The organism is Gordonia sp. CNJ-863, assembly GCF_001942325.1.
Taxonomy (GTDB): Bacteria; Actinomycetota; Actinomycetes; order Mycobacteriales; family Mycobacteriaceae; genus Gordonia; species Gordonia alkanivorans.
The window spans coordinates 161,282-180,274 of record NZ_MKKG01000094.1 but is presented as its reverse complement, the minus strand read 5'-3'; the positions used below and the strand labels follow the sequence as shown (position 1 = coordinate 180,274).

Below are 18,993 nucleotides of genomic sequence, written 5' to 3'. Positions count from 1 at the left end.
CACCCAGACAAAGCCGAGCGCCACACAAAAAACAAACATCTACATCCATAAAGAATGCACGATGCCAAAATGGCATCAGACAATTCATCATCACACTATCGAGTTCTCAAAGAACACACACCCACCAGACGTCCTCGTGATGAGTCCGGCTCCGATGAGCTTTCCCAGAGCACGAGATGTACTCGTGATCTTGTTCTTGGGAGTGGCCCCGCACAGGCGGCCCGAGCGATTGGCTCGGGCACTTCTGGCTCCCCGGTGCTTGCGGCTCCGGGGCAGTTGCTCTCTGCGGTGCGTCGATTAAGTTACACAGCTGCGAACAACGCGTCAAATCCCCTGGTCAGAGGCTCAGCTTTGCTCCGGCAAAACTCTTCTTGCCTCGTCGCACGACCAACCAGCGACCATGAAGCAGGTCGGAGGCGGCCGGCTGCCACTCCGGATCTGTGATCTTGGTGTTGTTCACGTAGGCGCCGCCTTCGGACACCGCACGACGTGCGGCCTTGTTGCTCTCGGACAGTTTGGTGTCGACGAGCAACTGGATGATGGTGGGTCGCTTCTCCGAGTACTCGGCGATGACGGTCTCCCCCACGGCTGCTGCCAGCGTGGCCTCGTCGAGTTCGTCGAGCTCAGCACGTCCGAACAGTGCGTGGCTGGCGAGCTCGACGGCGCGAGTGTTCTCTTCCCCGTGGATCAGCGTGGTCATCTCGGCGGCCAGCTTCTTCTGCGCGAGGCGCAGGTGCGGCTTCTCCTCCGTCGCCTGCTCGAGGTCGGCGATCTCCTCACGACCGAGGAAGGTGAACCACCGCAGGTAGCGGATCACGTCTGCGTCGGCGGTGTTCACGAAGTACTGGTACCAGGCATACGGCTGGTGAGTTCGGGATCGAGCCAAAGGCTCCCGCCGCCGGTGGACTTGCCGAACTTCTTGCCGTCCGACGAGGTCACGAGCGGCACGGTCAGCGCATGCAGCGACAATCCGTCGAGACGGCGTCCCAGGTCGACACCGCCGATGATGTTTCCCCACTGATCAGAGCCACCGATCTGCAGCAGGCAGCCGTACCGGCGGTTGAGCTCGACGAAGTCGTTGGACTGCAGGAGCAGATAGCTGAACTCGGCGTAACTGATCCCGTCACCCTCCAGGCGCCGCTTCACGGTGTCCCGGGCCAGCATGACGTTCACCGAGAAGTGCTTGCCGAGGTCGCGGAGGAACTCGATGGCGGTGAGCTGTCCGGTCCAGTCGAGATTGTTGACGACGAGTGCACCGGTCGGCGATTCGTCGATGTCGACGAAGCGGCGCAGCTGCGCGTCGATCCGGCCGGCCCATTCGGCGACCGTGTCGGGAGCGTTCATGGTGCGCTCCCCCACCTCACGCGGATCACCGATGAGGCCGGTGGCGCCACCTGCGAGAACGATCGGTCGGTGACCGGCGAGCTGGAATCGCTTGAGGGTCAGCAGCGGCACGAGGTGGCCGGCATGGAGGCTCGCCGCCGTCGGGTCGAAGCCCGCGTACAGCGTGATGGGCCCGTCCGCCAAAGCCTCGCGCAGTGCGTCGAGGTCGGTGGACTGCGCGATCAGACCTCGCCAGCCGAGTTCGTCCAGGATGTCGACGGGAGCGTTCCCGGTCCGGACGGTTCCCTCGGTCGTGTTGGCGGTTCCCTCAGTCTCAGCACTCACCCCTCGATCTTGTCATCCATCGAGATCGGCGCTCGGACGAGCTGACACGTATGTGCGTCGAGACCGGTGCGTCGGGCTACTGCCCGGAGACCAGTCGTTCGTGCTCAGCGTCGTCGACCTTGCGTGCCTCGTCGATGAGCATGACGGGGATTCCGTCGGCATCGATCCGGTACGCGACGTGCAGCCGCGGGTTGTAGAGCTCGTCGCCGGCGTTGATCAGCGGGCCGTGGTCCTGCGGGCAGGCCAGCCGTTCGCGCACGATCGGGTCGATGGCCTCAGCGCGTGTCGTCACGCGGCTCAGCCTAGGGCATCGTCGACCGACGACCCGCCCCAGTCCAGCTTCTCGGCGATCGTCCTGGTGTACCGCCGGTAGCGCCCCTCCTCGTCGCGGTACCAGATCCGCGCTCCCGGCTTGGGCAGCCCTTCGGCCGCGAAGACGGTGCTCAACGGACGGTACGACGCGGAGTGCGGGATCTCGTCGACCACGCGGATGAGGTGCGGTCGGATCTCAGCAGGGAACTCCCCGAGTGCGATGCGCAGCTGGGTGACGGTGAGAGACTCGGGCTTGGCATCCGGGCGCAGGGTCAGTGTGGCAACGAGCACCTGGTGTCCGGGCTCCCCCACTCCGTAGGCGACGACCCGGTCGACGCCCTGCATCCGCGACAGCGCGTGGGTGATCGGCGGGATGAACGCGGGTCCGGCCTCGGTTCGGACCACCCGGTCGGTGGCGCCGAGGAAGTACAGGTCGCCGTCGGCATCGCGGACGAACAGGTGCCCCGAGACCTCCCACCGGTCGCGGCTGGTGAAGACGTCACGCAGCACCGTGCCGTTGGTGTCGAACTTGTGCCGGGCCTTGGCCAGCAGCAACCCGGGCTCGCCCACCTCGGCACGCCGGACGAATCCGGACTCGTCGATCAGAAGACGATCGTTTGCGATGTCGTAGGCCGCGACCTCGACCGGGTTGGTCTCCGGGAGCGGCCGCCCGACGGAGGACAATTTGTCGCCGGAGACGTTGGCCAGGATCGCCGAGCCATCGGCGGTCGCGAAGAACTCGAGGATCCGGGCGCGGGGGAAGCTGCTGCATACGTCTTCCCATAGACCCGCCGACATCCCGGAACCCATGAACAGCCGGATCGGGTTGTGCTGGTTGATCCGGAAACGGGGATCACGTACGACGTCGCCCAGCATCGACCAGGTGTAGGACACCACGGTGACGCCGTAGCGCTGCACCTCGGTCGCGAAGGTCTCCGGGTCGATGCCGTTGGACAACGCGATACGGGACCGGCCGACCACCGTCGCGCCGAGGCTCGTCAGCAGGCCGGAGGCATGGTGCAGGGGCGGCAGGCAGTACACGGTGTCGCGGTCGGAGAGCGCCGCCGCCGAGGCTGCACCGAACGCCGACATCGCGAATCGGTGGTTGGTCACCGGCCACGGCACGAGCTTCCCCCGGGCACGGCTGAACAGGATGAACGCGAGATCTCCCGCGAGACCGGGATCGGGCCGGTACCACGTGGGCAGGTCGACGGCGTTGGGATCGATCTGCTCCATGTCGATGATCGTCGCGCCGTCGACACCGTCGATGGCGCGGGAGTCGCCACTGCCACCGCCGAGCACCAGCACCCGGTCCGACGCCGCGCTGGCGAGGTCCAGGTTGGTGGGGTCGGTGACGATGACCGAACTGTCGGCGAGACGCATCATCTCCCGCACGTCGCGTCTGCGGCCAGCAGCACCGAGACGGCGCCGAGCCGGGCCAGGGCCGCGACCACGACCAGGGCGCTCGGGCGGGTGTCCATCAGGACGCCGATGTGCTGCCCCGGCCGCACGCCACAGTCGATGAGGCCGGCGACGACGTTGTTGATGCGGGTGTCGACCTGGGCGTGGGTGAGTACACGGTTCTCGAAGAGGAAGAGCTCGCTGTCACCGTGCTTCTTGGTGTTCTCGGCCATCAGCTTCGACAGCGAGATCCGGGTGCCGCTCTGGATCTGGCCCAGGCGCAGCAGGCGGGGCACCGTGCGCACCGACTCCGACGCGACGGCCCGCGACGTGCGCTGCAGCGAGTTGACCAGTGTGAGCAGTTCCCGGGAGGCCGCGGTGCCGGCGTCGGCGACCGACCCCACGCCGTGGGTGATGCGCGACGACAGGCTGACGCCACCGCCGTGCCCCGGCTCGACCAGCGACATCTCGCTGATGAGTTCCGGGCGGGTTCCGTTGGCCGACAGCCAGTTCACCCAGTCCGACGTGGTGGGCCAGGTGTGCTGACCGGCCGAGGAACCGACCACCAGACCGAAGTGCCCGACGGGCAGGGTGGACTCGTAGACCTCGGCGTCGGGTGCGGCGCGCACGATCCCGCGCACCGCGGCGGGCTGGCCGATGTCGTCGGCCTCGCCGACGAAAGCCAGTATCGGGCAGGTGATCTCGGTGAGTGACACGAGGTCACCGTTGATGACGAAGCCACCGGAGACCATGCGGTTGTGCGCGACGAACTGGCGCAGCAGTTCGGCGATCGCCGGACCGGACCAGGCCACCCAGCCGTCGGCCTCGAGGAACCGCCGCTGGTCTTCGCGTGGGAGCAGCGCCTCACGGTCGTGGAGACGACGTAGGAAGTCGATGCGGCTGCGGACCGTCTTGACGGGGTCGAGGAGCTGGAAGCCGGTGCGCGCCATCCAGTCCCGGACCCAGAGGTTCCGCACGAAGGAGCGTTCGGCGAGGAACTCCGCGGCCGGCGCAACCAGCCCCGCCGGCAACCCGAGGGGTAGCGCGGCCAGGACGTCGACCGGGCTACCGAAGGTGATGAGGCTCGCGATCCCCTTCGACCGCCGGTACGCCGCGGTCTGGTAGGCGAACATGCCGCCCTGGGAGTACCCGGCGAGGTGGATGTCGCGGCCGGTGGCCTCGACGATCAGGTCGATCGCGCGGCTGATGGCCACCACGTGGTCGGCGAGATTGCGCTCCATCCCGCCCTCTTCGGTGTCCGGGGACCCGAAGTCGACCACCCACGGGGTGATGCCGTTGCGGTGGAGGATCGACACCGCGCCGTTGTGTTCGGTCACGTCATAGACGTTCGCGGACACCATCATCGGCGGCACGAGCACGATGTTCGGGCCGGTGGACGGCTCGTTCGGGAAGTACCGGCGCAGCCGGAACATCTTGTGGGTCTCGACGATCGCGAAGGGGGCCGGTTCGGTCCCGGTCTCGAGACCGCCGAAGCGGAGCACCTCGAGTCCGTTCTGAGCGGTCGCCACCACCCGGCTGACCACACCGCCCAGATCCGGGAGCCCGTCCAAACCCACCATCGCGTCGATTCCTCCCCGTTGTCAGCGAAACGTCCACCACCGACACGTCGGTGACACATGTCACTCTACCCACTCGGCAGTGGTTCTAGCCTCGTCCTCCGGGACCGGCGCCCCAGCGTGTCCGCAGGTCGGCCGACTGCGCCGACACCACGTCTATCTGACGTCGTACCTGATCGGGCGCGGTACCGCCATGCGCGTTGCGCGACTCGACCGAACCGCGCACCGTCAGCACCTCGCGGACCGCGGGGGTGAGCGAGGGGTTGATGCCGGTCAGCGTCTCGTCGTCGAGCTCATCGAGGCCGATGCCCCGCGACTCGGCCTCGCGGACACATGCTCCGGCGACCTCGTGGGCGACGCGGAAGGGCACACCCTGCCGGACCATCCACTCGGCGATGTCGGTGGCGAGGGTGAAGCCGGCCGGGGCCAGCTCCTCCATGCGGTCGGTGTGGAACTCGAGCGTCGCGACCAGTCCGGTGACGGCCGGCAGCAGCATCTCGAGCTGCGCGACCGCGTCGAAGACCGGTTCCTTGTCCTCCTGGAGGTCACGGTTGTACGCCAGCGGCTGCGCCTTGAGCGTCGCGAGGAGACCAGTCAGGTCGCCGATCAGGCGGCCGGCCTTGCCGCGCATCAGCTCCGCGACGTCCGGGTTCTTCTTCTGCGGCATGATCGAGCTTCCCGTCGACCAGGCGTCGGCCAGCGTCACGTACCCGAATTCCGGTGTGCTCCAGATGATCACCTCTTCGGACAACCGGGAGAGGTCGACCGCGATCATCGCGAACACGAACGCCGCCTCGGCCGCGAAGTCGCGGGACGAGGTGGCATCGATGGAGTTCTCGGCCGGGGCGTCGAACCCGAGGTCGGCCGCGATGGCGGCCGGATCGAGGCCCAGCGACGAACCGGCCAGGGCGCCGGAGCCGTACGGCGAGACCGCGGTTCGGCGGTCGGCGTCGGCGAGCCGGTCGATGTCGCGGAGCAACGGCTGCGCATGGGCGAGCAGGTGGTGGCCGAGCAACACCGGCTGGGCCGCCTGCAGGTGCGTCTTACCGGGCATGATCGCGTCGGGATGCGCAGCCGCCTGGGCGGTCAGCGCGTCGACGACGTCGAGCAGTCCGAGGGCGACGCGGCGCATGGCGGCGCGCAGCCACATCCGGAACAGCGTGGCGACCTGGTCGTTGCGCGACCGGCCGGCGCGGAGTCGTCCGCCGAGCTCGGGGCCGACCCGTTCGATGAGACCGCGTTCGAGCGCACCGTGGACGTCCTCGTCGGACTCCGCGGGACCGAACGTCCCGTCGGCCACGTCGGCCGCCAGACGGTCGAGGCCGTCCAGCATGCCGGTCAGGTCGTCGTCGGTGAGCAATCCCGCTTTGTTGAGCACTCGGGCGTGGGCCTTGGATGCCTGGATGTCGAAGGGTGCCAGGGCCCAGTCGAAATGGGTCGACTTGCTCAGGGCGGCCATCGCCGCGGCCGGACCGCCGGCGAAACGGCCGCCCCAGAGCGAACCCTCGTTGGTCGTCCCGCCGGTCTGCTCGCCACTCACAGATTCAGGTCCCGCTTGGCCGAGATCTTGGAGGACAGGCCGTGCAGCTCGACGAAGCCACGGGCCGCCGACTGGTCGAAGCTGTCGCCCTCGTCGTAGGTCGCGAGGTTGAAGTCGTAGAGCGACTCGGAGCTACGACGTCCGGTGGCGGCGATGTTGCCGCCGTGCAGGACCAGGCGGATCTCGCCGGAGACGTGCTGCTGGGTCGAGTCCACGAAGGCGTCGAGCGAACGCTTCAGCGGCGAGAACCAGAGACCGTCGTAGACCAGCTCGGCCCACTTGCGGTCGGTGCCGCGCTTGTAGCGGCCGAGCTCGCGCTCGATGGTGACGTGCTCGAGTTCCTCATGGGCGCGGATCAGCACCATGGCGCCCGGGGCCTCGTAGACCTCGCGGCTCTTGATGCCGACGAGACGGTCCTCGACGACGTCGAGGCGTCCGACACCCTGTGCACCGGCGCGGCGGTTCAGCTCCTCGATGGCCTCCAGCACGGAGACCGGCCGGCCGTCGATGCTGACGGGGCGACCCTTGTCGAAGCCGATGATGACCTCGTCGGGGGTGTTCCAGTTGACGGTCGGGTCCTCGGTGTAGCTGTAGACGTCCTTCGTCGGTGCATTCCACAGGTCCTCGAGGAAGCCGGTCTCGACGGCGCGACCCCACACGTTCTGGTCGATGGAGAACGGCGACTTCTTGGTCACGTTGATCGGGATGTTGTTCTCTTCGGCGAAGGCGATCGCCTTCTCGCGGGTCCACGCGTAGTCGCGAACCGGTGCGATGACCTCCAGATCGGGTGCGAGGGTGGCGAAGCCGACCTCGAAGCGGACCTGGTCGTTGCCCTTGCCGGTGCAGCCGTGGGCGACGACGGTGCCGCCGTGATCGCGGGCGGCGGTCACGAGGTGCTTGGCGATGAGCGGACGCGACAGCGCCGAGACCAGCGGGTAGCGGTCCATGTAGAGGGCGTTCGAGGTGATCGCCGGGAGGCAGTACTCGTCGGCGAATTCGTCACGGGCGTCGACGACGACGGCTTCGACCGCGCCGCAGTCGAGGGCGCGCTGGCGGATGACGTCCATGTCCTCGCCGCCCTGCCCGAGGTCGAGAGCCACGGCGACGACCTCCTTGCCGGTCTCCTTCTGGATCCAGCTGATCGCGACCGAGGTGTCCAGGCCGCCCGAGTATGCGAGTACGACACGTTCTGCCATGAGGTGAAGCTCCTGTTCTAAGCGATGACCCGAGTCCATCATCGGCCCCGGGGTTCCGACCACACCGTCCGGGTCTCGGTTGGCGGTGTGTTCGGTTGCGGTACTTGTGCTGTCCGGCCGTCGGCGGGCGCGGCCGGTGGTTCTGCAGCGGGACGGGGGGTTTACACGAGGCCCTCGATCCGTTTGGCGAGTTCGGCGCCGTCGAGCGGCTCGCGGGCGACGACGAAGATCGTGTCGTCACCGGCGATCGTGCCCACCACGTCGGGGAGCCGGGCGCGGTCGAGGGCGGCCGCCAGGTAGTGAGCGGCGCCCGGCGGCGTGCGCAGCACGGCGAGGTTGCCGCTGCTGTCGGTGGAGACCAGCAGTTCCGACACGAGGCGCGAGAGGCGATCGGTCCCGCCCGACACGCCGCGCACTGGCGAACCGTCCTCCGGCACCACGTACACACCCGCGCCGCCGTCGGCGGCCCGCAGCTTCACGGCCCCGAGCTCGTCGAGATCACGCGACAGCGTGGCCTGCGTGGCATCGATTCCGTGCTGGGCCAGCAACCGCTGCAGCTCCGACTGGCTGCGCACCTGGTGGGTCGACAGGATGTCGATGATCCGCGCATGCCGGCCCGCGCGGGTCGCGGCGAGGCGGTTCTCCGTGGGTTCGGCTCCGGCGGTCACAACTCGTCCTGACTCTCTGGTGTCATCTCACTGGTGCTCCAGCAGCCAGATCAGCAGGGCCTTCTGCGCGTGCAGACGGTTCTCGGCCTCGTCGAAGACGACACTGCGCGGACCGTCGATGACCGACGCCGTGATCTCGTCGCCACGATGAGCCGGCAGGCAGTGCAGCACGATCGCATCGTCGGCGGCGTGGGCGAGCAACTCGTCGTTGATCTGGTACGGCCGGAAAGGTGCCGTGCGGTCCCTGCCGTCCTCCTCCTGACCCATCGACACCCAGGTGTCGGTGACCAGGACGTCGGCACCGGTGACCGCTTCGACGGGATCGGTCACGAGGTGAACCGATCCCCCGGTCTCCGCGGCACGACGCTCGGTGTCGGCGATGATCGCCGGATCGGGCTGGAAACCCTCGGGAGCGCTGATCGTGACGTGCATCCCGGCGGTGACGCCGCCCAGGCCGAGCGAGTGGGCCATGTTGTTGGCGCCGTCGCCCAGATAGGTCATCTTCAGACCGCTGGGCGAGCCCTTCTGCTCGATGATCGTCTGCAGGTCCGCGAGCACCTGGCACGGGTGGAACTCGTCCGACAGCGCGTTCACGACCGGCACGGTTGCCGTCGACGACAACGCCTCGAGGCGGTCCTGCCCGAAGGTGCGCCACACGACGGCGTCGACGAAGCGCGACAGCACGCGTCCGGTGTCCTCGAGGGTCTCCTCGCGGCCGAGCTGGGTGGTGCGACCGTCGACGACCACCGCGTGACCGCCGAGCTGGGCGATGCCCACCTCGAACGAGAAGCGCGTACGAGTCGAGTTCTTGTCGAAGATCACCCCGACCCCGCGGGGTCCCTCGAGCGGGCGGAAGGCGAACGGCTGGGCCTTCACCAGGGCGGCGAGGGCGAGCACCTCGGCCTGTTCGGCGGGGGTGAGGTCGTCGTCGCGTAGGAAGTGACGCGTCATGCCTTGTCTCCCTTGTCGTTCTGGGCAGCGGTGTCGAGGATCGCCGGCAGCGCGCCGACGAAGGACTGTGCCTGTTCCTCGGTGATGATCAGCGGCGGTGCGAGCCGCAGCACGTCGGGTGCCGGTGCGTTGATGAGGAATCCGGCGTCGCGCGCCGCGGCCTCGGCGCGTCCGGACAGCGCCTCGGTCAGTTCGATGCCGAGGAGCAGACCGGCGCCTCGCACGCCGGCGATCAGCGGGTGGTGGAGGTCCTCGATGCTGGTGGCGATCGTCTTTCCCACGGCGGCAACGTGATCGGTGAGGCCTTCGGACTCGATGACCCCGAGCACGGCGAGCGCGGCCGCCGCGGCGACGGGATTGCCACCGAAGGTCGTGCCGTGCTGGCCGGGTTCGAACAGCTCGGCGGCCGGGCCGGTGGCGATGCACGCACCGATCGGCAGTCCGCCGCCGAGGCCCTTGGCCAGTGTCATCACGTCGGGCACCACACCCACCTGTTGGTGGGCGAAGAAGGTCCCGGTCCGTGCGACGCCGGTCTGCACCTCGTCGAGGATCAGCAGCGCGCCGCGCTCGCTGGTGATGCGGCGGGCGGCGGCCAGATAGTCGGCGGGCGGGACGATCACGCCGGCCTCACCGAGGATCGGTTCGAGGATGACAGCGGCGGTCTGGTCGGTGACCGCGGCGTCGAGTGCCTCGGTGTCGCCGTAGGGCACGAACCGCACGCCCGGGGGCATCGGCTCGAACGGCGCACGCTTCGACGGCTGCCCGGTCATGGCGAGCGCACCCATGGTGCGGCCGTGGAAGGCCTTCTCGGCGGCCACGATCTCCGGCCGGCCGGTCCGGCGCGCGAGCTTGAAGGCGGCCTCGTTGGCCTCGGTGCCGGAGTTGCAGAAGAACGCGCGACCCGGGTGGCCGAAGCGGTCGAGCAGCTTCTCCGCGAGTTCGACGACGGGCGGCGAGATGTACAGGTTCGACACGTGCCCGAGCGTCTGCAACTGGGTGGTGACGGCCTCGACGATCGCGGGATGCGCGTGGCCGAGGGAGTTCACCGCGATCCCACCGAGCAGGTCGAGGTATCGCTTGCCGTCGGCATTGGTGACGTACGGTCCCGAACCGCCGACCAGGGCGATCGGCGGGGTGCCGTAGTTCTTCATCAGGGACTGGCCCCAACGCTGTTGCAGCGGTGCGGTCACTGGTCCTCCTCACGCGGGTCGACGACGGTGGTGCCGGTGGAGCTCTCGGTCAGCAATTGGGCCAGCACGGAATGGGCGACGCGGCCGTCGATCACATGGGCGCGTTCGACTCCCCCGGTCACCGCACGCAGGCAGGCCTCCATCTTCGGGACCATGCCGGAATCCAGCGAGGGCAGCAGTTCGGCCAGGGAATCGGTGTCGATCCGGGACACCAGCGACCCGCGGTCGGGCCAATCGGTGTACAGCCCTTCGACATCGGTGAGCATGACCAGCCGCGATGCGCCGAGCGCCTCGGCGAGCGCACCGGCCGCGGTGTCGGCGTTGATGTTGTGGACGACGCCGTCGCGGTCGGGGGCGATGGTCGAGACCACCGGGATGCGCCCTGCCGCAACGAGATCGAGCACCGCGGAGGTGTTCACCGAGGAGATGTCGCCGACGAGTCCGATGTCGGTGGCGACGCCGTCGACGAGAACCGTCCGCCGCGTTGCGGTGAACAGATGGGCGTCCTCACCGGTGATGCCGACGGCGTAAGGGCCGTGGGCGTTGATGAGACCGACCAGTTCACGACCGACCTGACCGAAGAGAACCATCCGGGCGACGTCCATCACCTCGGGTGTGGTGACCCGGAATCCTCCCTTGAATTCTCCTTGCAGGCCGAGCTTTTTCAGCATCGCCGAGATCTGCGGTCCGCCACCGTGCACGACGACGGGGTGCATCCCGCAGGCCCGGAGGAACACCATGTCCGCGGCGAACGCCTTCTTCAGCTCGTCGTCGACCATGGCGTTGCCGCCGTACTTGACGACGATCGTGGCGCCGGCGAGTTCCTGCAGCGCGGGAAGCGCTTCGGCGAGGACCTTCGCCTTCACGAGGCCGGCGGCCGGATCGATCTGGTGGGCACCGGAATCCGGTGTCGTGTCGCTCATGACGAGTACGCCGAGTTCTCTTCGACGTACGCGTGCGAGAGGTCCGTGGTCCGGACCGACGCCGAGGCGTCGCCGAGCTTCAGGTCGACGAGGACGTCGATGTCGGCACCGGAGAGGTCGACGTCGCGCGCTCCTTCGACGCCACAACCGTTCTCGCACACGGGGAATCCGTTGAACGACACGGCGATCACGTCCGGATCGATCCGGACCGGTGACGCGCCGACCGTGGCCAGCACCCGGCCCCAGTTGGGGTCGGAGCCGAACAGAGCGGTCTTGACCAGCGAGTCGCGGGCCACGAACCGGGCGACGACCAGGGCATCGTCCTCGGTCGGTGCGCCCGTGACGGTGATGGTGACCCGCTTGGTGACACCCTCCGCGTCGGCCTGCATCTGGGCGGCCAGGTCGTCGCAGACCGCGAAGACGGCCTCGTCGAGATCGGCCTGGTCGACCGGGATCTGGCTGGCACCCGAACTCAGCAGGAGCACGGTGTCGTTGGTGGACATGGAGCCGTCGATGTCGAGCCGGTCGAAGGTCCGCGCGGTCGCGCGGCGCAGTGCGGTGTCGAGCTGGTCGGTGGTGGCTGCGGCGTCGGTGGTGAGCACCACGAGCATCGTCGCGAGCGACGGCGCCATCATCCCGGCGCCCTTGCCCATGCCGCCGACGTTCCATCCCTGTGGGTGGTGCAGCGCAGCCTGTTTCGGCACGGTGTCGGTGGTCATGATGGCGTGTGCCGCGTCGGTGCCGCCGGTGAGTCCGCCGCCCATCTCCTGGACGATCTCGGTGACGCCGGTGAGGACCTTGTCCATCGGGAGGCGGTCGCCGATGAGGCCGGTCGAGCAGACTGCCACCTCGACGGCGCCGGTGCTGGTCCCCCAGTTGCTCAGGGCCTCCGCGACGGCTTCGGCCGTCTTGTGGGTGTCCTGGAATCCGCCGGGCCCGGTGCATGCGTTGGCGCCGCCCGAGTTGAGGATCACCGCGCGCAGCGTGCCCGTGGTGAGGACCTGCTGGGACCACAGCACCGGTGCCGCCTTGACCTGGTTGCTGGTGAAGACGCCGGCGGCCGAGTGGTCCGGACCCTCGTTGAACACGAGGGCGAGGTCGGGGTTACCGGATTCCTTGATACCGGCCGCGATTCCCGCAGCACGGAAACCCAGCGGCGCGGTGACACCCTGTTCGCGGAGGAGCCGCGGCGTGTCGCCGGGGGCCCCGCCCTCGATGCGCTCCGGATCCGGTTGCGCGTTCGGGATTCCGGTTCCGTCAACGCCTGTCATGGTGCAACTCCCACGGTGCTCAGTCCCTCGTTCTCTGTCCAGCCCAGCGCCAGGTTCATCGACTGGACCGCGGCGCCACCGGTCCCCTTGGTCAGGTTGTCCACGGCGCCGACGACCACGAGGGTCTGCGCGCGCTCGTCGACGGTCACCCCGAGCTGAACGGCGTTGGAACCGATGACCGAACCGGTCGCCGGCAGGCGGCCTTCCGGTAGGACGTGGATGAATTCCTCGTCGGCGTAGGCCTTTTCGTAGACCGCGCGCACTTCGTCACCGGTTGCGGTGGTCCGTGCGGTGCACGTCCCGAGGATGCCCCGGGCCATCGGCGCGAGGATCGGGGTGAACGAGACGGTGACGGGCTGCTGCGCCGCCTCCGACAGTGCCTGCGAGATCTCCGGGGTGTGCCGGTGGACTCCGCCGACACCGTAGGCCCGGGCCGACCCGATGACCTCGGAGGCCAGCAGATCGACCTTCGGCGAACGACCGGCACCCGACGCGCCGCTGACCGCGACCACGGTCACGTGCGGCTCGGCCAGCCCCGCGGCGATCGCCGGGAGCAACGACAGGATCGACACCGTCGGGTAGCAACCCGGAACGGCGATCCGGCTGGCGTCCTTGAGGACCTCCCGATTGCCGGGTAGCTCGGGCAGGCCGTACGGCCAGGTGCCTGCATGATCGCCGCCGTAATACGAGGTCCAGTCACCGGCATCGCGCAGCCGGAAGTCGGCGCCGCAGTCGATGATCAGCGTGGTCGGCGGCAGGGCGTCGGCGATGACGGCCGATGCGCCGTGCGGCAGCCCCAGGAAGACCACGTCGTGGCCGCTCAGGATCTCCGGAGTGGTCTCCTCGAGAACCCGATCTGCCAGCGGCAACAGGTGCGGATGGTGGGATCCGAGCGTGGTGCCGGCGTTGCCGCCGGCAGTCAGCGCACCGATCTCGAGCTCGCCGGATCGCAGACGTGGATGCCCGCACAGGAGTCGGAGGATCTCACCGCCCGCGTAGCCGCTCGCGCCGGCCACCGCGACCTTCACCTTGCTGGTTGAGCTTGTCGAAGCCATGCAATCATTATGCAGCAGCCTGCAAATCAATTCATAGACGGGGTGGAGTGGGTCGGCGGTCCGGCCCTCGTGTCAGCGGAGGCGGGCGCCCACTCGTTCGGCGGCGGCGTCGACCGCGGCCAGCTTCGCGGCGTTGGCCTCGTCCTCCGTGAGCGTGCGATCACTCGCGCGGAAGCGCAGCGAGAACGTCAGCGACTTGTTGCCGTCGCCGACCTGCTCGCCGGTGAAGACGTCGAACAGGGCAATGGCCTCGAGCAGCTCACCCGCGCCGCCGCGCAGCGCCGACCGGACGTCGGCGGCCGGCACGTCGGCCGCGACCACCACGTTGACGTCCTGCAGGACGGCCGGGAACACCGACACCGCCGGAGCGGGCAGCACCTCGCGGAGCGGCAGGGCGTCGATGTCGATCTCGACCGCGCAGGCACGCTTGGGCAGGTGGGCGCGTTCGAGCACCGCCGGATGGAGCTCGCCTGCGTAGCCGACCGTGCGTCCGTCGACGGTCAGTCGGGCACAGCGGCCGGGATGCCACGGCCGGTGATCGGCGGCGGAGAGTTCGACCTCCACTCCCGCAGCACGCGCGATGGTGCGAGCCGCCTCGAAGGCGTCGAGGTAGTCGGCGGCACGTCCCGGACCCCACGGCCCCGCGGGGTCGCGCAGGCCGGTCAGGACGACGCCGACGTGCAGCGGCTGATGCGGCAGCGAGGCGTCGAGCGCCTCGATGTCCTCATCGGTGGGGCGCTGCGTCACGTCGAGCGCGGGGACGGGCGCAACGTGGTCACCGGCGATGACGACCTGACCGATGGTGAACAGCGACAGATCGCGCTGACCACGGGCGATGTTGCGCGCGGCCATCTCGAGCAGGCCCGGCAACAGCGTCGAGTTGAGTTCGGGCCGGTCCGACTCGAGCGGGTTGAGGACCTTGACGGTGCGGCGGCGCTCGTCATCGGCGGGCAGGTCCCAGAGGTCGAAGACCCCGGCCGGCATGAACGGGTACGGCAGAACCTCGACATAACCGTCGAGGGCGAGGGTGCGTCCGACGCTGCGACGGCGCCGCTGCACCGGCGTGAGGCCGGTGCCACCCGGAGCGCGCGGCACGACGGCCGGGATGTCCTCGAGACCTTCGAGCCGCAGCACCTCTTCGACGAGGTCGGCACGCTGCTTGAGGTCGGGACGCCACGACGGCGGGACGACGTCGAGGGTGTCGGTGCCGGTGACCACGCAACCGACCTCGGTGAGGCGCGCGGCGGTGGTGCCCGCCGGGTAGCTGATACCCGCGACACGATCGGGCTCGTCGGCGGCGATGCTGATCGCCGACGGGAGCGGCGTCGCGACGCGCGCCTCGGACAGCGGCGACGAGATGGTGCCACCGGCGATCTCGACGATGAGCTGGGCGGCGCGATCGGAGGCGACCGCGGTGATCTCCGGGTCGACGATGCGCTCGAAGCGCTTGCTCGCCTCGGAGGTCAGCTTGTGGCGCTTGCCGGTGCGGAAGACGCGGACGGGGTCGAAGGTCGCCGACTCCAGCAGCACGGTGGTGGTCGAGTCGCCCACCTCGGTCGCGCCGCCGCCCATCACGCCCGCGAGGGCGATGGGTCCGGTCGCGTCGGCGATGACGACATCTTCGGGGTCGAGCACACGGTCGACCTCGTCGAGGGTGCGCAACTTCTCGCCCGGCTTCGCCGAGCGGACGGTGACGGTGCCGGTGATGCGGTCGGCGTCGAAAGCGTGCAGCGGCTGACCGAGTTCGATCATCACGTAGTTGGTGACGTCGACGATCGCCGAGATCGGTCGGATTCCGGCGACCAAGAGTCGCTTCTGCATCCACCACGGCGAGATCGCCTTCGGGTCGACGCCGGTGATCACGCGCGCGGTGTAGCGGGTGGCGCCGGAGCCGTCCTCGATGGCGACGGGCCACGGCGTGCCCTCCGCGGTGACGCCGGCTTCCACGACGCCCGGATCCACGAAGGGCACCTCGAAGCTGCTCGCCAGCTCGCGGCCGAGACCGCGGATCGAGAAGGCATATCCGCGGTCGGGGGTGACGTTGACGTCGATGGCGGCGTCGTCGAGTCCGAGGACCTCGCGGGCGTCGGCGCCGGGCTCGGCGGTTCCGGGGGCCAGCACCAGGATGCCGCTGTGGTCGTTGCCGATGCCCAGTTCCGAGACCGAGCAGATCATGCCGTCGGAGACGCGGCCGTAGGTCTTGCGCGAGGCGATCTCGAACGGGCCGGGCAGCACGGCACCGGGCAGTGCGGCGACGATCAGATCACCCACGGCGAAGTTCCGGGCGCCGCAGACGATGCCGCGCGGCTCGGCCTCACCGACCTCGACGGTGCAGAAGCGGATCGGCTTCTTGAACTCGGTGAGCTCCTCGATCGTCTCCACGCGACCGATCACCAGCGGTCCGGTGATCTCCGGGAACTTCTCGATGTCCTCGATCTCGAAACCGACGCGGACGAATCCCGCGTCGATCTCCTCGGTGGTCGCCGACCACTCCGGGTCGCCCGAGCGCAGGACCTCTGTGTACCAGGACTGTGGTGCACGCACTGTGTATCAACTACTTTCGTCGCGTCGTGGAAGTCTGAGGATGCGTGCCGGGCCGCTCAGGCGGCCGGACCGAACGGGAGGGTGAACCGGATGTCGCCCTCGACCATGTCGCGCATGTCGGAGATGTCGTTGCGGAACTGCAGGGTGCGTTCCAGGCCCATGCCGAAGGCGAAGCCGGAGTAGACGTCCGGGTCGATTCCGCTGGCGCGGAGCACGTTCGGGTTGACCATGCCGCAGCCGCCCCACTCGACCCAGCCGGGTCCGCCCTTCTTGGCGGGGAACCAGACGTCGACCTCGGCCGACGGTTCGGTGAACGGGAAGTACGACGCACGCATCCGCGTGGTGGTCTCCGGCCCGAACAGCGCACGGGCGAATGTCTCGAGGGTGCCGCGCAGGTTCGCCAGGGTCAGACCCTTGTCGACGGCGAGTCCCTCGATCTGGTGGAAGACCGGGGTGTGGGTGGCGTCGAGCTCGTCGGTGCGGAACGTGCGGCCGGGGCAGGCCACGTAGATCGGCAGGTCGCGGTTGAGCATGGAGCGCACCTGGACCGGCGAGGTGTGCGTGCGCAGCACCTGACGCGAGCCCTCGGGCGCGATGTAGAAGGTGTCCTGCATCGACCGTGCCGGGTGATCCGGCAGGAAGTTGAGAGCGTCGAAGTTGTGGTGTTCGGTCTCGACCTCGGGGCCCTCGGCGATCTCCCAGCCCATGCCGACGAAGACGTCGGCGACCTGCTCGGCGATCACGGTGATGGGATGGCGCGCGCCGACCGGGCGGCGGCCGCTGGGCAGGGTGACGTCGACCGACTCGGCGACGAGGACCGCCGCATCGCGTTCGGCTTCGAGGACCGCGGTCCGGAGTTCGAGCGACGCGGTGACCCGCCCGCGAACCTGGTTCACGAGCTTGCCGGCCGCCGAGCGCTCTTCCTTCGGCAGGCTGCCGAGTGCGCGTCGGGCCAGCGCGATCGGTGAGCGGTCGCCGAGGTGCGCGGACTTCGCCGCGGACAGCTGCTCGAGGTCGGCCGCCGCCTCGAAGGCCTCGATGGCCGACGCCGCGGCCGCCTCGAGGTCGTCGGGTCCGGGGAATACCGTTTCGTCGGCGGAAGTGGCCACGGTCGGCGAGCTCCTCATGCGTGGGTCGGTGGATGGACGCGTCCTCGTCACGCGCCAGGGCTGCTCGGGCGCGGAAAACCGGCTCGGGACGACCGTCAACGGCGGCGATGACTCTCATCGAGGGTAGTCGACCGCCGCGACGCACTGACCTGCAGGGAGGCGTCGTCTCCGGGAACCGCGTCTCCCCCGCCTCGCGCAGCGGGTCGAAGAGCGAGGACACGACCCGTCACCGCACATCCGATCCCGGAAATCAGCCACCCGATGCCGTCGCCGAGCAGGCCGTACCGCGACACCATCAGGACCGCGATGCCGAGGCACACCAGCGCGGCCAGCAGGGTCAGGTCCCGCGCGCGTCCCGCTCGCCGGGCGACGGGGCCGTCCCACCACGGCAGCGGCCGGTTCTCCAGCGGAGACAGCATCACGACGACGGGCACCATGAGCGCGAGGAGCAGCATCGTCTGGACGCCGACGACGATCGGGAACGACGCGGACTGCACGTCGGCACGGTCCAGGCCCGTCACCGCGCCCAGGACGATGACCGCGGCGAGCACCGGCAGGTGCCAGAGGTACAGCGTCATCGCGCCGCGATTGCCGAGGACGACCCACCACCAGACCCGCGGACGTCCGGCGATCGTCGCCAGTACCCGGCGGACGGCAACGGCACCTGCGCAGAGCACGATCGCGTGACCGGCGAGGAGCAGGCTGGGCGGACTCATGTTGGACAGCTGCTGCCCCGGCACGGTCACGAGCGAGATCTCGTACGGACCCCGGTGCACGAGCCCGGTGTCGAGGATCAGGGCACCGATGGACACGGCCGCGGCGGTCCCCGGACGCAGGATCTGCTTGGCGTAGGCGACTCCGAGCACGGCGGGGATCGTCCACACGGTGAGGAAGTTCAGATAGCCCAGCCACGACGGGCCGGCGTGGAGCCGGATGGCGTCGATGAGTGCCGTACTCCCCCAGCATGTTCCGAGCGCCAAGAACACGTGGAGAGGCGTGCGGATCCGCTGTAGCAGCGGGACGACGGCCAGCACGAGGAGATACGCACCGAGGAACCACAGCAGTTGAACGCCGAGTCGCGCGACTACGTCGGCCGCGGCGTCCAGGCCGGCGGTCGTCAGCCCGGCCAGCACCACCAGCACCACTCCCAGATACCAGCCGAGCGGTCGGAGAAGACGCTGGGTGCGGGTGAACAGCCAGTGCCCCGCGGCGGGAGGGTCGTCGGATGCCCGCGACATCCAGCCATGCGTCGACGCCGCGGCGCCTGCGAAGAAGAACAGCGGCAGCACCTGGAGCAGCCAGGTGGCCGGCTGCAGGATCGGTACCTCGCCGAGGGTGTTGCCGAGGCGGATCGCACCGTCGGAGGTGTCGACGGTCAGCATGATCGAGTGACCGACGACCACCACGAGCAACGAGCAGATGCGGATGAGGTCGACGACCCGGTCGCGGTCGCCGGTGAGCGCCGCCAGTTCGTGTGGCGTCGGCAGCCTTTCCGCCGGCTTTCCGGCGGTCGGTCGAGCGGAGGTCGTGAGCATTCATCGAGTCTCGCCAGGAGCGTCCCGCCGGGCCTGAGCAGAATTACTCGGTC

12 protein-coding genes and 2 pseudogenes are annotated in these 18,993 nt (G+C 69.0%); all 14 read right to left on the bottom strand.

Annotated elements, in window-relative coordinates; translation table 11 throughout:
* Nucleotides 1-337: 337 nt before the first annotated feature.
* Nucleotides 338-1,668 (bottom strand): annotated as a pseudogene (tyrS, locus tag BJF87_RS25355) (tyrosine--tRNA ligase).
* A gap of 76 nt (nt 1,669-1,744) precedes the next feature.
* On the bottom strand, nt 1,745-1,960 hold the full coding sequence (locus tag BJF87_RS25350) for a Trm112 family protein (RefSeq protein WP_006360742.1): 216 nt from the start codon (nt 1,958-1,960) through the stop codon (nt 1,745-1,747).
* A gap of 5 nt (nt 1,961-1,965) precedes the next feature.
* Nucleotides 1,966-4,961, bottom strand: a pseudogene (locus BJF87_RS25345) (AMP-binding protein).
* An 85-nt stretch (nt 4,962-5,046) separates the two neighbouring features.
* Nucleotides 5,047-6,498, bottom strand: a complete 1,452-nt coding sequence (gene argH, locus BJF87_RS25340; RefSeq protein WP_075864100.1) for an argininosuccinate lyase — start codon at nt 6,496-6,498, stop codon at nt 5,047-5,049.
* Nucleotides 6,495-7,694, bottom strand: a complete 1,200-nt coding sequence (locus BJF87_RS25335) for an argininosuccinate synthase (RefSeq protein WP_006360745.1) — start codon at nt 7,692-7,694, stop codon at nt 6,495-6,497. The genes argH and BJF87_RS25335 overlap by 4 nt, the downstream gene beginning before the upstream one ends.
* Before the next feature lie 161 nt (nt 7,695-7,855).
* Entirely contained in the window at nt 7,856-8,362 is a 507-nt protein-coding gene (locus tag BJF87_RS25330) for an arginine repressor (RefSeq protein WP_006360746.1), read from the bottom strand.
* 27 nt (nt 8,363-8,389) lie between these two features.
* Entirely contained in the window at nt 8,390-9,313 is a 924-nt protein-coding gene (gene argF / locus BJF87_RS25325; RefSeq protein WP_075864099.1) for an ornithine carbamoyltransferase, read from the bottom strand.
* Nucleotides 9,310-10,503: an acetylornithine transaminase gene (locus tag BJF87_RS25320; RefSeq protein WP_075864098.1), complete on the bottom strand. Its 1,194-nt coding sequence runs from the start codon at nt 10,501-10,503 to the stop codon at nt 9,310-9,312. Before BJF87_RS25320 ends, argF begins: the two co-directional genes overlap by 4 nt.
* On the bottom strand, nt 10,500-11,426 hold the full coding sequence (argB, locus tag BJF87_RS25315) for an acetylglutamate kinase (RefSeq protein WP_006360749.1): 927 nt from the start codon (nt 11,424-11,426) through the stop codon (nt 10,500-10,502). The genes BJF87_RS25320 and argB overlap by 4 nt, the downstream gene beginning before the upstream one ends.
* Nucleotides 11,423-12,697 carry a bifunctional glutamate N-acetyltransferase/amino-acid acetyltransferase ArgJ gene (gene argJ, locus BJF87_RS25310; RefSeq protein ID WP_035752221.1) on the bottom strand — a complete coding sequence of 425 codons (1,275 nt, stop codon included), beginning with the start codon at nt 12,695-12,697 and terminating at the stop codon, nt 11,423-11,425. Before argJ ends, argB begins: the two co-directional genes overlap by 4 nt.
* Nucleotides 12,694-13,752 carry an N-acetyl-gamma-glutamyl-phosphate reductase gene (argC, locus tag BJF87_RS25305; protein WP_075864097.1) on the bottom strand — a complete coding sequence of 353 codons (1,059 nt, stop codon included), beginning with the start codon at nt 13,750-13,752 and terminating at the stop codon, nt 12,694-12,696. Before argC ends, argJ begins: the two co-directional genes overlap by 4 nt.
* A 72-nt stretch (nt 13,753-13,824) precedes the next feature.
* Entirely contained in the window at nt 13,825-16,296 is a 2,472-nt protein-coding gene (gene pheT / locus BJF87_RS25300) for a phenylalanine--tRNA ligase subunit beta (RefSeq protein WP_075864096.1), read from the bottom strand.
* Nucleotides 16,297-16,352: 56 nt separating this feature from the next.
* Entirely contained in the window at nt 16,353-17,405 is a 1,053-nt protein-coding gene (gene pheS / locus BJF87_RS25295) for a phenylalanine--tRNA ligase subunit alpha (RefSeq protein ID WP_035752522.1), read from the bottom strand.
* A gap of 95 nt (nt 17,406-17,500) precedes the next feature.
* The gene (locus BJF87_RS25290; RefSeq protein ID WP_035752213.1) at nt 17,501-18,940 is read right to left on the bottom strand and encodes an acyltransferase; all 1,440 of its coding nucleotides are present in this window, start codon (nt 18,938-18,940) and stop codon (nt 17,501-17,503) included.
* Nucleotides 18,941-18,993: the final 53 nt, after the last annotated feature.